The 12,120-nt window shown below is 52.0% G+C and carries 11 protein-coding genes; 5 read left to right on the forward strand and 6 right to left on the reverse strand.

All coding sequences use genetic code 11. The features are described 5' to 3' along the window. The first annotated feature begins 67 nt into the window (after window positions 1-67). Window positions 68-1,009, forward strand: coding sequence for a peptidoglycan-binding domain-containing protein (locus tag AC0QH1_RS26180; protein ID WP_324634394.1), 942 nt, complete (start codon window positions 68-70; stop codon window positions 1,007-1,009). A 40-nt stretch (window positions 1,010-1,049) separates the two neighbouring features. Beyond that, on the forward strand, window positions 1,050-1,193 hold the full coding sequence (locus tag AC0QH1_RS26185) for a hypothetical protein (protein ID WP_324634395.1): 144 nt from the start codon (window positions 1,050-1,052) through the stop codon (window positions 1,191-1,193). Window positions 1,194-1,358: 165 nt separating this feature from the next. On the opposite strand, the gene AC0QH1_RS26190 is transcribed toward AC0QH1_RS26185, so the two are convergent. From AC0QH1_RS26190 to AC0QH1_RS26205, 4 genes are all read right to left on the reverse strand, one after another. Further along, on the reverse strand, window positions 1,359-2,057 hold the full coding sequence (locus AC0QH1_RS26190) for a DUF2927 domain-containing protein (protein WP_324634396.1): 699 nt from the start codon (window positions 2,055-2,057) through the stop codon (window positions 1,359-1,361). 43 nt (window positions 2,058-2,100) lie between these two features. Then, window positions 2,101-2,883, reverse strand: a complete 783-nt coding sequence (panB, locus tag AC0QH1_RS26195) for a 3-methyl-2-oxobutanoate hydroxymethyltransferase (protein ID WP_324634397.1) — start codon at window positions 2,881-2,883, stop codon at window positions 2,101-2,103. Window positions 2,884-2,990: 107 nt separating this feature from the next. Further along, the gene (gene crtL, locus AC0QH1_RS26200; RefSeq protein ID WP_324634398.1) at window positions 2,991-4,220 is read right to left on the reverse strand and encodes a lycopene beta cyclase; all 1,230 of its coding nucleotides are present in this window, start codon (window positions 4,218-4,220) and stop codon (window positions 2,991-2,993) included. Between the two features lie 242 nt (window positions 4,221-4,462). Further along, window positions 4,463-6,292, reverse strand: a complete 1,830-nt coding sequence (locus AC0QH1_RS26205; RefSeq protein WP_324634399.1) for a serine/threonine protein kinase — start codon at window positions 6,290-6,292, stop codon at window positions 4,463-4,465. A gap of 384 nt (window positions 6,293-6,676) precedes the next feature. On the opposite strand from AC0QH1_RS26205, the gene AC0QH1_RS26210 reads away from it, so the two are divergent. The 3 genes from AC0QH1_RS26210 (at window position 6,677) to AC0QH1_RS26220 (ending at window position 9,178) form a co-directional block, all read left to right on the forward strand. Further along, on the forward strand, window positions 6,677-8,107 hold the full coding sequence (locus AC0QH1_RS26210; RefSeq protein WP_324634400.1) for a form I ribulose bisphosphate carboxylase large subunit: 1,431 nt from the start codon (window positions 6,677-6,679) through the stop codon (window positions 8,105-8,107). 251 nt (window positions 8,108-8,358) lie between these two features. After that, the gene (gene rcbX / locus AC0QH1_RS26215; protein WP_324634401.1) at window positions 8,359-8,733 is read left to right on the forward strand and encodes a RuBisCO chaperone RbcX; all 375 of its coding nucleotides are present in this window, start codon (window positions 8,359-8,361) and stop codon (window positions 8,731-8,733) included. Between the two features lie 109 nt (window positions 8,734-8,842). After that, complete coding sequence (locus AC0QH1_RS26220; protein ID WP_324634402.1) at window positions 8,843-9,178, forward strand: ribulose bisphosphate carboxylase small subunit; 336 nt, start codon at window positions 8,843-8,845, stop codon at window positions 9,176-9,178. 146 nt (window positions 9,179-9,324) lie between these two features. Here AC0QH1_RS26220 and AC0QH1_RS26225 read toward each other — a convergent pair whose 3' ends face one another. Further along, window positions 9,325-9,978 carry a Uma2 family endonuclease gene (locus AC0QH1_RS26225; protein WP_324634403.1) on the reverse strand — a complete coding sequence of 218 codons (654 nt, stop codon included), beginning with the start codon at window positions 9,976-9,978 and terminating at the stop codon, window positions 9,325-9,327. 370 nt (window positions 9,979-10,348) lie between these two features. Beyond that, entirely contained in the window at window positions 10,349-11,467 is a 1,119-nt protein-coding gene (locus AC0QH1_RS26230; protein ID WP_324634404.1) for a fatty acid desaturase family protein, read from the reverse strand. Window positions 11,468-12,120 lie beyond the last annotated feature (653 nt).

Consider the following 12,120-nt stretch of genomic DNA (forward strand, 5'->3'; position numbering starts at 1 on the left):
GGAGAACTCCTCCCTACGCATAAATGACGAGGGTTTCCGTTCTCCCCCTTACCAACCCTAATTTCTGATGATGGAAAATCTAGCCTATTTACACTTGGTAGCTGCCTGGGAATCATCGAACCCGATTTCCCCCAACCCAATGGCAAAAAACCGCAACTCCGTTCTCTCACTTTTAACCAATAAATCCCGGATTAAAAGTGGGGCAGTATTGCTCTCGATCGCTCTCACCCTCGGAATTTTTCACGTGAGTTGCAGCTCGTTAGCCGCCTTAAAACTGGGAGATACCGGAGAAAAAGTGGCGGAGATTCAAAACCAACTGATTCGCCAAGGGTTCTATGAGGGGGAAATCAGCGGATACTTTGATAAAAAAACGCAAAAAGCCGTCAAACAATTTCAGTCAGAACAAAACATTGCCGTAGATGGAATCGTCGGCCCGGTGACCCTCAAACACCTGGAGCGATCGCAGGTGGGCTTTTTTGAATTCGGATTGGGATATCGCGGTGGTCGGGTGACGGTGTTGCAATACGATCTCAACCGATTAGGCTACTATAACGGCCAGATTACTGGCTACTTTGGCGTCTGGACCCAACAGGCCCTGCGGCAATTCCAGGAAGAATCGGGGTTAAACGTTACGGGCAAGGCGGATGTGAAGACGCAAATCGCCCTAGAAAAGGCGATCGTCAAGCAACCCGTTCCCCTAAACGAAGACGCCCTGATGGTGGAAAAACCCACCGATGAGGAACAAATCGCCGCCACAGAACTCGAGGAAACAGAACAAACGGCGATCGCCCCCAACATGGGGAATCTCTCGCGCGGGGACAAGGGTCAGCAGGTTCTCGAACTACAATATCAACTCAACAGTTTGGGCTATTTTGACGGCCCGTTTACCGGCTATTTTGGCCCGTTAACCGAAAACGCGGTAAAACGCTTGCAACGCGATCGCGGTCTTCGCATTGATGGGATTGCGGGACGATACACCCAAGGAGTCCTCCTCGCCACCCAACCCTAATCCGATGCGAAACATCCCTCAAATTCCACCCCGAAATTGCATGAATCAACTGTTACATCAGGTGGGTGGGGCACTCAGCCATCGCGCATCCCCATCCGCCCGCAACCTTAAAATCCCACCGGGCGATCGCGCCAGCGATCGCCACCCCGGAACCTCCCAGGGTTTTTCACCTCCCTCGGCGTAACACTCAATTCTCAGTCAAAACGCGATCGAATCATCACCATTCGATCCACTTGCGCTTTTCCCCCAATCCAGCCTCAACCTCCCCTTTCTTTATCGCAATTTGACTCCTCAATCAACGCCCAGGGCGCAACCTTTGGGAACCGTCTCACTTCGCTTTGCGAATTCCTCACCGACTTGATGTTCTCAACACATCGAGCAGTTCTTCTTTGCTCATCCCCGGGCGAACTTCTGGCCGATATAACAGGGAAATCACCGCTTTATCCAGTTCCGAATATTCCGTGACATCGGTCCATCCTTGAAAGAAAATGCTATCGGAAAAGCGGTATGAATCTCTCATTAACCCTAGGGATTGCGTCAGTTCTTCACGAATGATATGAGCGCGTTCCCGTTGGTTGATTTCGGTGGTAGAAATCAAAATTCTCGCCTGAGAAATCTCGTAATTCTTCCACCAGGTCCAGAAAAAGCCGTAACTCACTGGGACATAGTTCGGCTCATATTGATGAAATTCCGACTCGGGAACGAAATAGATATCTACATTCGGATTGGTAGAATCGAAGCGCCAATCGATATTGGTGAGAGCGTTAAGTTCCTGCATGACCGTGCGTAAGATGCGGCGGTCTTCTGGTGTGGGAGACCCATGAACTTTAATCCGCAGGGGTTCGACCCACTTTTTAATCTGAGGGTCGTTATTGCCAAATTCCGACCCCAACGCCACTTCGAGAAAATAATCGATCGCTACCGAGGGGTCTGTGCGATAGAGAGTTTGAGCGTGGAGTGTGGCGGGTCTGGGCAAAATGGGCAATACCACCGAGAGGGGTAAAGCGGTGGTGGCGATCGCGGCGAGGGTAACTAGCTTGCTGTGCATTTTCCGATTCCGATAAATTTTGCCAGTGACATTTCAGCGCCCCCTATTCTCGATCGGGAAATTGCCGATCGCGCACTTGGGCGGCATACTGTTGCACCGCGTCGAGAATAACGGACTGCAACGATGCATATACTTTAGCAAATGGCGGCTGGCGATCGCTTAATCCTAACAAATCGTGGGTGACCAGAATTTGCCCATCGCAATCCGGGCCGGCACCGATTCCAATGGTGGGAATGGCAAGCTGTTGGGTAATGTGACGGGCTAATTCAGCCGGAATATGTTCCAAGACGATCGCAAATGCCCCCGCCTCCTGCACGGCGATCGCTTCTTTCAAAATGCGATCGCCCTGTTCTGGTGACTTTCCCTGCTTGCGGTACCCAAGCTGATGCACCGACTGGGGCGTTAATCCCAGATGACCGAGAACCGGAATTCCCGCCAACACCAACCGATTCACCGTTTCTGCCATTGCGGGATACCCGCCTTCCAACTTCACCGCCCGCGCCCCGGTTTCTTTCAGGATCCGTCCGGCGGAGTGGATGGCTTGTTGCGGACTTTCTTGATAGGTTAAAAACGGCAAATCCACCACCATCAAGGCGTTTTTGATTCCCCGTCCCACCGCCTTGGCATGGTGGAGCATTTCTTCCAACGTCAGGGGCAAGGTGGTCTCGTATCCGAGGACCACCATTGCCAGGGAATCTCCCACTAAAATTAAATCGACCCCGGCGCGATCGAGCAGTTTGGCCGAGGCATAATCCCAGGCTGTCAGCGCCACGATCGCCCGCTTTTGCCGTTTCCATTCTATGGAGTTTTGGGGAGTGATGGCCATAGTTCGATCCGATTCAGCTTGGGCGCAGTGGTGGGCGATCGCAAATGACATTTTAAATTACCACAACTGCCCGGGTTTGTCAACCTTTTTGTCCGAAAAAATTCCGCCTACACCGTCAGCGCCCGCCAAAGCCAGTGACCCTCCCTCGGGATAGAACCGAGCAGACCCTGGCGGATATTATTCGGCGCGATCCGAAACAGATTGAGCATTGCCACTATCAGTTCCGGTGTAGACAGACTATCCGTGAGAAACCCGGACCATTGGGGAAGAGATAATCGAAAAAAGCTGGCAAAAAAACTTTGCAGGTCGGCTTCGGAAAACTGCATCAAATTTTCCAACCCAAACTGATAGAAATAATATTTCCGCAGTCGTTCCGAGGGCCAGAGGGCATCCCAAGCCTCACCTGCGGTAGTCATGGGTGCGGGTTCCCCCGTCGCCAGCGCCCGGGCGATCGCCTGCGCCACTGCCGGCGCGCGGCGCAGAGTTGCCCCTACCAAATAGCCAGAGGCGGGATGAACCATGCTAGCGGCGGCTCCAAATGGCACCACCGGGCGATCGAGGATCGGCAGGGGCAAATTCATCGGAAACAAACAGCGTTCGATATAATGTATATTTCTCACTTTTGCGCCGCGCGAGGACAACCGTCGCTCCAATCGATTTTTTAGCACGTCAAAGCCGATCGGGGGACAATGAGCCAAAGAGGTTTCTTCTACAAAGTAAACATCCTCGCCTAAATCCATTGCATAGAGAAACGTCGGCGGTTCCGCGCGCTCTGCTGGAGAGAGATGATCGCTGCGGTAATCCATAAGTACCAATTGCTTTGGTTTGACGGGCGGCTGAGAGAACTTGCCGACAATGCCATAGGCGGCTTGATAGGCAATTTTATCGGAGGCCGGTCTGTGCGTAAACGGCGATCGATGTCCGGTGGCATCAATGACGATTCTCGCGGATAAATCGGCTCCCTGCTCGGTGGTGACGCATGAATGGGTAGGGAAATGCTCGATTTTGGCCACCTTATCTTTGTGCCAGACCATCTGGCCGCGATCGCATTGTGCCAGTAAATGAGCCTGCAGCTTGCGATTATCCAAAAAACCATAGTCGCGACCGAGTTGGATTTCGCGATGTCCGGGATAGCACACGCAATCGCTCCATCGGTGGGCGAGCAAGTCCGTCAGACCGAGCGCTTCGAGTTCGTCGCACCAGATGCCATAGGTGTTTGGCAGCACAGCGTCGGGATCCGTGGGGGTAACGCCCACGACTTCCAATCCTTGATTACAAAGTGAGGCGGAGATCGACAATCCCGCCGGTCCCGAACCCATCACCAAAGCATCGAACATTTAACCCTTTCCTCCTTTTGGATATAACAACGACCGTTTGTCTCCTTTGCCAGTTGACCGCTCGGTTGGGTCTCAATTGTCATTCAAAATCATATCGCTGTTGTGCCATTTTTCCAAAAAGCCCGGTGGGCAAATCATGGGGGTTTGGAGGAGTGGGTTCAGTAGGCATTAGCAACTTGCTTTTTTGAGTCGAGAGTGACGGGCTGTCCGCCGAATGAGAACCCGAAGCGGTCCAGTCTGCTTTAGCGCCATCCCAACAATTTCAGCACTGGCACTAGCAGGTAGTAACTGACGCCGAGGAAAAAACTGCCGACAATGCCCAAAGCGCTAAAAAAGGCAATGCTCTCCCAAAATTCCAGCCAACCGGCATTGGTGGCGTCGGAGAGCAAGTGCAACAGGGCGGGAGGAGAAACAGTATAAAGCAAGCGGGCCACCAGGAAGGCGCTGCCGATCGCGCTGATGCTGGCGTGGAAGAGGTGCGGTTTGGGCAATCCCACGCCCAGGGCAATCGAGGCGATCGCAATTGCCGAAAATCCCACTAAATCCGGGGCGGCGAGGGGTTGAGACTCCAGGGCGGCGTGCAACACCAACCAGCCGCACCCATAGCCCACAGTGCCCATCAATCCCGCCGTCACAAATCGCCGCCGCTGACCGAAACTGCCGGCTTCGGTCAATCCGAGGGCGGTTCCCAATCCCGCCATGCTAAATAAAATCAGCACCGGATCCAGGGGGAGGGGGATGGGGCCAAACCACTGGGTCAGCAATTGCGACAGGCGGGCGATCGCTTCGGTGCCCATCGGCGACCAGTAGGCGAGGGCAAAGCCGGTTCCCGCACCCACACTGGCTCCCAATCCTGCCAGCCACATGGCTAACACTGTATCAAAGCAAGCTTGCAGGCTCCAACTCAGCACGTTGAAGAAGGTTTGCAAAACACCAGCGATCGCCCGATAGAGGAACAAAATCACCGACACCAGGGCGATCGCAAAAGTGGTGGCCAGATCCCACCCCCGCTTTCCCAGGCGATCGGCCACATCCAACACCATCTCGAGCAGCCGAGTCAGGAGTCCGGGCACTCGGGTGCGGACAATGGTGGTTAAATTGGAGGCATTTACCAGACGCGCCTGAATTTTCGCCGCACTGGTGGGTCGTTTGTTTGGGTCGAGTTCGAGAGTCTCCTCGATCGCATTGGCAAACAGGGGGCTGACCGACGCATGCTGACGCCAACGACACCGCCCGGTTTTCGGATCGTCGAATTCCGTCGGCGATCGCCCGGTGAGTAAATGCACCAGGGTCCGCCCCAAGGCGTAAAAATCCGCCCCCGGTCCGACGAGGGCACCGGCCATCTGTTCTGGGGGACTGTATCCGGGGGAATACAATCGGGTGGAGGTTCCTTGCGGGCCGCGGAGTTGTTTGACTCCCCCAAAGTCGATCGCCACCAGTTGTCCGCCCACGCTTCCCGGGGGAATTCTTCCTTGATTTAACATTTTTAAGAAGGAGCCGGGGGAGAGGCTTTTGGCCAAAGATTGGTTGGGACTGCGGCGGATCATTAAATTGGCCGGTTTGATGTCTCGGTGAATGATTTGATGGCGGTGCAATTCGCCCAGGATGTCTGCAGCTTGGATCGCCCAGTCGAGGGCTAAGGCTTCCGGACAGCCTTGGGGAAAGCGATCGATGACGGCTTCTAGGGTTTCTCCTGCGATTTTTTCCATCACCAAGCAAGGTAAAACCCGGGGGTTGGGGTGACGTAGGTTAATTTGAAAGTAGCTATCCCGTTCTACCCGAGGGACCCCCGGATGGCGCAATCGGGCCAATACAGCGGCTTCTTGTTGGAACAGGGCGAGGGCTTTTGGGGCGGTTTCGATGAGGACTTTGAGGACTCGTTCGGTTTTGGTCTGTCGGTCGTAAATGATGTACGTGATGGCAAAGCCCCCCGTCCCCAGTTTTTTCAGGGGCAGGTAGCGGCGATTCAGCAGCAACGGTGCGCCACAACTGAGGCAAAATTTTTTGCCATCCGCTGCAGATAATGGAGAGGCACAGTCCGGGTTAATGCAGTGAAGGGATTGAGGCTGCATGGGTTTGGGCGATCGACGGATTCAAAACTGCCTTTGATTGTATCGCTCTAGCGACCTGCCACCCCGGAACCTTCCGCAACCCCAGGAAAGAAGGGGCTGCATATCATAAAACGGTCAAGTTTCAACGTAACAAAAAATTAAGATTTAATAAGAAATATAGCCAAAAATTATTAAAGAATAAAAGAACAATGATGTTTAACTTATTGCTTTCCTGATACTATTGTTATGCATGGCAAGCGCAGCCCGCTCATTCCGGTCTGCCCCCAAGGTGAAAGCCGTGGGGCCATGAGGGAGCCGCACTCTCGTTAGAGTCGAACCCCCTCACGGAACTCAAAAAAAGAGCTGCGCTGTAAAAATGTTCGATGATTCCTAGGAAGGGGGATTATGTCTTACAGTTCAACCCAGACTCAATCAAAATCCGGATATCAGGCCGGGGTAAAAGATTATAGACTGACTTACTACACGCCGGACTACACTCCCAAAGATACGGATATTCTGGCGGCTTTCCGCATGACTCCGCAACCGGGAGTCCCCCCAGAAGAAGCCGGTGCTGCGGTGGCGGCTGAGTCTTCCACCGGGACCTGGACCACAGTGTGGACTGACCTGCTCACCGACTTGGACCGCTACAAAGGCCGTTGCTACGACATCGAGCCGGTTTCTAACGAAGACAACCAATATATTTGCTACGTCGCTTATCCTCTGGATTTGTTTGAAGAAGGCTCCGTGACCAACATGCTGACCTCCATCGTGGGGAACGTGTTTGGTTTTAAAGCCTTGCGCGCACTGCGTCTGGAAGACTTGCGGATTCCAGTGGCTTATCTGAAGACCTTCCAAGGTCCGCCGCACGGAATTCAAGTCGAACGCGACAAGTTGAATAAGTACGGACGTCCCTTGCTCGGTTGTACGATTAAGCCGAAACTGGGTCTGTCGGCGAAGAACTACGGTCGCGCGGTGTATGAATGCTTGCGCGGCGGTTTGGACTTCACCAAAGACGACGAAAACATCAACTCGCAGCCCTTCCAACGGTGGCGCGATCGCTTCTTGTTCGTTGCTGACGCTATCCACAAAGCTCAGGCAGAAACCGGCGAAATCAAAGGCCACTACCTGAACTGCACCGCCCCCACCTGCGAAGAAATGATGAAGCGGGCTGAGTTCGCCAAAGAACTCGAAATGCCCATCGTTATGCATGACTTCTTGACCGCAGGCTTCACCGCTAACACCACGTTGGCGAAATGGTGCCGCGATAACGGAATGCTACTGCACATCCACCGCGCGATGCACGCCGTGATCGACCGTCAGAAAAATCACGGGATGCACTTCCGCGTGTTGGCCAAGTGCTTGCGGATGTCCGGTGGCGACCACATCCACACCGGTACCGTGGTGGGTAAACTCGAAGGCGAACGCGGCATCACGATGGGCTTCGTGGATCTGCTGCGCGAAAACTATGTGGAACAAGACAAGTCTCGCGGCATTTACTTCACCCAAGATTGGGCTTCTATGCCTGGGGTGATGGCTGTGGCATCCGGTGGGATCCACGTGTGGCACATGCCCGCTTTGGTGGAAATCTTCGGCGATGACTCCGTGCTGCAGTTCGGTGGCGGTACCTTGGGCCACCCCTGGGGTAACGCTCCCGGCGCAACCGCAAACCGCGTCGCCCTGGAAGCTTGCATCCAAGCCCGCAACGAAGGCCGCAACTTGGCCCGCGAAGGCAACGACGTCATCCGCGAAGCCGCTCGCTGGTCTCCAGAATTGGCCGCCGCTTGCGAACTGTGGAAGGAAATCACGTTCGAGTTCGAGGCGATGGATACCGTCTGATCTCGCGGGAGGTGTGAAGGGTAAAGGGAACAGTTTTGGTTCCTTTATCCTTCTTCCTTTCTCCGTCAGATTGGCGCTCTCCACCCGCGCCGTGTTTGGTTTCATTCAGTGGGTAGGGGCAGACAGTATCCTCAATTGCTGTTTGCCTCGGAAATCGGGGGTAAGGTGTTTGACTTAGTTAAGGTGGCCGCAAGGAGCCTTGACTATAACATTTTGGCAAAAGCAACTCCGATAGTAAAAATCCAAACCATATGGATGTAAAACAAATTGCTAAAGACACGGCGAAGGTGATGAGCAGCTACCTGACGTATCAGGCGATGCGAACGGTCTTGGCTCAGTTGAGCGAGACCAATCCTCCGGTGGCATACTGGCTGCAAAGCTTTTCATCAAAGGAGAAAATCCAAGATGGGGAAGCCTATTTGTCAGCGTTGCTTCAGGAAAATCCAGAGCTGGCGTTTCGGCTGATGACCGTGCGCCAAAGTCTGGCTGAGGAAGTGACGGAGTATTTGCCGGAGATGGTTCGCAGCGCGATCGCCGAAGGGAATATCAAACACCGCAAGGAGTATTTGGAGCGATCGATGACGAACACTACGGTGTCTGATTCGATGCCCGATACCGAACATTAAGCTCCTTGTCTACGGTGGGAAACTCAGCAGCGATCGCACCCGGGCTTACCCCCTTACGCGCTTTGGGCGCATATCATCACAAGTCCAGCAGAATAACGACAAAGAAGCAATGAAAACTCTACCTAAAGAGCGTCGGTACGAAACCCTTTCCTATCTGCCTTCCCTGACGGATGCCCAGATTTCTAAGCAGATCCAGTACATCCTCGACCAAGGCTTTATTCCGGCGATCGAGTTCAACGAACAGTCGGAACCGAGCGAATACTATTGGACCATGTGGAAGCTGCCTCTGTTCAGCGCCGCTAGCGTGCAAGAAGTGATGAACGAAGTGCAAGCTTGCCGTTCGGAATACCCCAACTGCTTCATCCGCGTGGTTGGTTTTGACAACGTGAAGCAGTGCCAAGTGCTTAGCTTCATCATCCACAAGCCGAACATGAGACGCTTCTAACTTTGTGAGTTAGATTTTGTATAAATCAAGGAGGGGCAACAATTGCGTTGCCCCTCCTTTTTCACTCGTTCCTAGCACATGCTGGGAACGCCCACCCCGACGCTACCCCTCCCCCAGTTCGGATACAACCTCATTTCCGATTTCAACTATGAATTTTCCAGGGTCTGGATTTGGGCAATTAACCAAGCGTAAAGCTGACCTCGCCCGGTTTCTCGACTGCGCTGTAATGCCTCTTCCAACAGGGTAAACGGTAAGGCGGGTAACACTTCAGACTGCGATATTTGCTTGCTTCCCCCATCCGCGATCGCAAATGCAATCAATTTCGCCTCGCGAACATTCACCACCCAATACTCTTTCACGTTTAACCCTTCGTAAAGCATTCGCTTCACCCCGATATCGTCGGATAGCGAGGTTTTGGCAATTTCGATCGCTAAATCCGGTGGCGGGTAACTCTCTAAATCCACAATGGTTGTATCGGGGGGAATCATTTCGGCCCGTTCGCCAATATAAAACCCTAAATCCGGTTGCGCCTCTCCGGTCCGGGATTTCCGAAAAGTACAGTTCGTCACACCCGTAAGGGGAATATTTTTCAGACCACTAAACAGAGCGATCGCCGCGCCAATCGAGAAGTTATCCGAGGAGTGGTCAAACCCTTGTGGTGTCATTTCAACTCTGATTTTTCCGCGATAATAATAAAATTTAGCGTTTTCGTAGGCGCGATCGCGAACTGCTTGCAGATATTCATCCCAACTTGCAGTTATCCATTCATCGGTTTTAAATTGGGTGGGTAAATTGCTCATCAATGACCTCCGCCAATCGAGAGGATTGGTTTTAATCTCAGGGTAAAATTTATTATAGCAAATGGCTGGCTTGGTGACTGGCAGTTTTGGCGTCTCGGGCTTTCCTCCGCGCCGCCAGAGGAATTCTGGTTTGAAAAGGGTGCAAATAAACCAACGGCACAAACATCGATCGCGCCTTTGCCATCACAGGCAAAAGGCGCGATATCACAATCGGAAATGGTTCGGGAAAACGAATCGGTTAAGCCCTCCACTCTAGAGGCTTTTCATCTCAAAATAGTCCGCCTACCGTCAAATTTTCGGTCGGGAGTAGGCCGATCGCGCACCCGAGACAGGCTAATTTAAAACAGGCTTTTCAGGATTGGCAATTCGCTTAGAGTTTAGGCGAATTCTGCGGTAGGGGACAAGCCACTGATTTTTCTCCCGCCCAATCAGTAAAGGTGTTTTCATCTTTGTAATGCCGAGGGGTTTGCAACAATAAGCGCCAAGCTTCTGTGGCATCTAATAAATTCAAACGCCCGGGATAGTGAAGTTCGAGTAATTCTCGCACAAGGGGATAATAGTCGGAGTTGATATGAGGAAAAATGTGATGCTCGGTGTGGTAAGAAAAATTCAGATGCAACCAATCGAATAGTTTCGGCACTCGGATTGATAAGCTATTTAGCATCGGATCGTTAATCGAACTCATGGCGGAAATCATGTGATTGGTATAAATGTAGAACATCGCACCGGCATAGCCTATGGCAATCGGCAAAAAGTAACTCAGCAGGAGTTTAATCGGGTGAAATTGCAGGTAGAATAAAACGGTGAGATGAATGGCGCAAACGCCCAGCAATTCCACAGCGATCGCCCGTCGCTCTTTCCGACTCACCGTAAATGCAGCCGGTACGTAATCCACGGCTTTATTATTAAAAAACAGCACAGAGGTGATGTTTCGGAAATTATGCACTCCCCAAGCACTAGTCATTCCAATAGCTAACCAAAATGGATGAACCTCAGCCGAGGGCACAAATAAGTTTTGAATCCATTTCCCCCAGGTTTTCGGCTGATTTTCTAAGTAATTGCGATCGGGGTCGTTCATGGAATTGGTTTTATTGTGATGCTCTCGGTTATGTACCGCTTTCCACATCGTTGGAGTCATCCACAATAGGCTTAATCCGAGAAAACTCATCACCGACACCACTCGCTTATTTCTGATGACACTCCCATGCATCAGGTTATGAGAGCTAAACAGAAGCACAATAATGCTATTGCCCATGACGAGTGCGATCGGTAAGTAAAGCCATAACAGGAATACATTCCACCGATCTAATGTGGAACCGATCGCCCAGCCCCCCATGACAATGAGCAAATTCATCCCTAAAATCGCTAACTTACTGGGATCGGGTTCAAATGCCTCCGATGGCAGCAGAGGACGCAATTTCTTTGCATACTCCGCTTGCGGAATCATTAACTGCTCCTCGGCGACGCTCTTCAATTTTTGTGCATTCATCTTGTTAATAACTCGATCCCTAAAAAACTAAACGTAATAGGGCGAGTATAGCTGAAATAATCCAACAAATCAAGGCGATCGCTATTTTTTGGCTACCCTACAAAATATTTCCGTTTTTTTTGGCTTTTTCTGATAAAATGATGCTTTTTTCCCACGGAATCTCTCATCAGCTTAAAAACCAACCCTAAACGACAAGTGCGAGTCTCCCAACAGTATGCCGTTCGGAGTCGGCGATCGCGCTTCACGACCCGATGACGGTTTCCCCTTTAACTCATGGGTTCGGAATTAGGGTACCCGCTCAAATTAGCTTCCCCATCAAGACGAGATGAATCGCCTCTACAGGATGCAAGATTTGCTTGCTATCTTATTTCAACCCTATATGAATTGGAAAGGGTCTGAATTTGGGCAATGAATACCATTGTAATTGGGGAGTGCAACAGATAATCAAAAAGAATCTCCGCGCCATTCAAAAGCGGATCCCCCCAACCCACCTTTTTAAGGGGGGCTTAGCCGTTTCCCCCGCGATCTAAACATTTATTCCTCTGCCCTCCCGTGAGGTAAAAATTCTTCCTTTGTCCCCCCCTTTCCAAGGGGGGTAAGGGGGGGATACGAGGTAAAAATTCTTCCTTTGTCCCCCCCCTTTCCAAGGGGGG

This window comes from Phormidium sp. CCY1219 (assembly GCF_055795085.1).

Excerpts from the sequence above, each read along its gene's own strand:
- AC0QH1_RS26180 (WP_324634394.1), top strand. The coding sequence starts at position 68 with ATGATGGAAAATCTAGCCTATTTACACTTGGTAGCTGCCTGGGAATCA.
- AC0QH1_RS26185 (WP_324634395.1), top strand. The coding sequence starts at position 1,050 with ATGAATCAACTGTTACATCAGGTGGGTGGGGCACTCAGCCATCGCGCA.
- AC0QH1_RS26190 (WP_324634396.1), bottom strand. The coding sequence starts at position 2,057 with ATGCACAGCAAGCTAGTTACCCTCGCCGCGATCGCCACCACCGCTTTA.
- panB (WP_324634397.1), bottom strand. The coding sequence starts at position 2,883 with ATGGCCATCACTCCCCAAAACTCCATAGAATGGAAACGGCAAAAGCGG.
- crtL (WP_324634398.1), bottom strand. The coding sequence starts at position 4,220 with ATGTTCGATGCTTTGGTGATGGGTTCGGGACCGGCGGGATTGTCGATC.
- AC0QH1_RS26205 (WP_324634399.1), bottom strand. The coding sequence starts at position 6,292 with ATGCAGCCTCAATCCCTTCACTGCATTAACCCGGACTGTGCCTCTCCA.
- AC0QH1_RS26210 (WP_324634400.1), top strand. The coding sequence starts at position 6,677 with ATGTCTTACAGTTCAACCCAGACTCAATCAAAATCCGGATATCAGGCC.
- rcbX (WP_324634401.1), top strand. The coding sequence starts at position 8,359 with ATGGATGTAAAACAAATTGCTAAAGACACGGCGAAGGTGATGAGCAGC.
- AC0QH1_RS26220 (WP_324634402.1), top strand. The coding sequence starts at position 8,843 with ATGAAAACTCTACCTAAAGAGCGTCGGTACGAAACCCTTTCCTATCTG.
- AC0QH1_RS26225 (WP_324634403.1), bottom strand. The coding sequence starts at position 9,978 with ATGAGCAATTTACCCACCCAATTTAAAACCGATGAATGGATAACTGCA.
- AC0QH1_RS26230 (WP_324634404.1), bottom strand. The coding sequence starts at position 11,467 with ATGAATGCACAAAAATTGAAGAGCGTCGCCGAGGAGCAGTTAATGATT.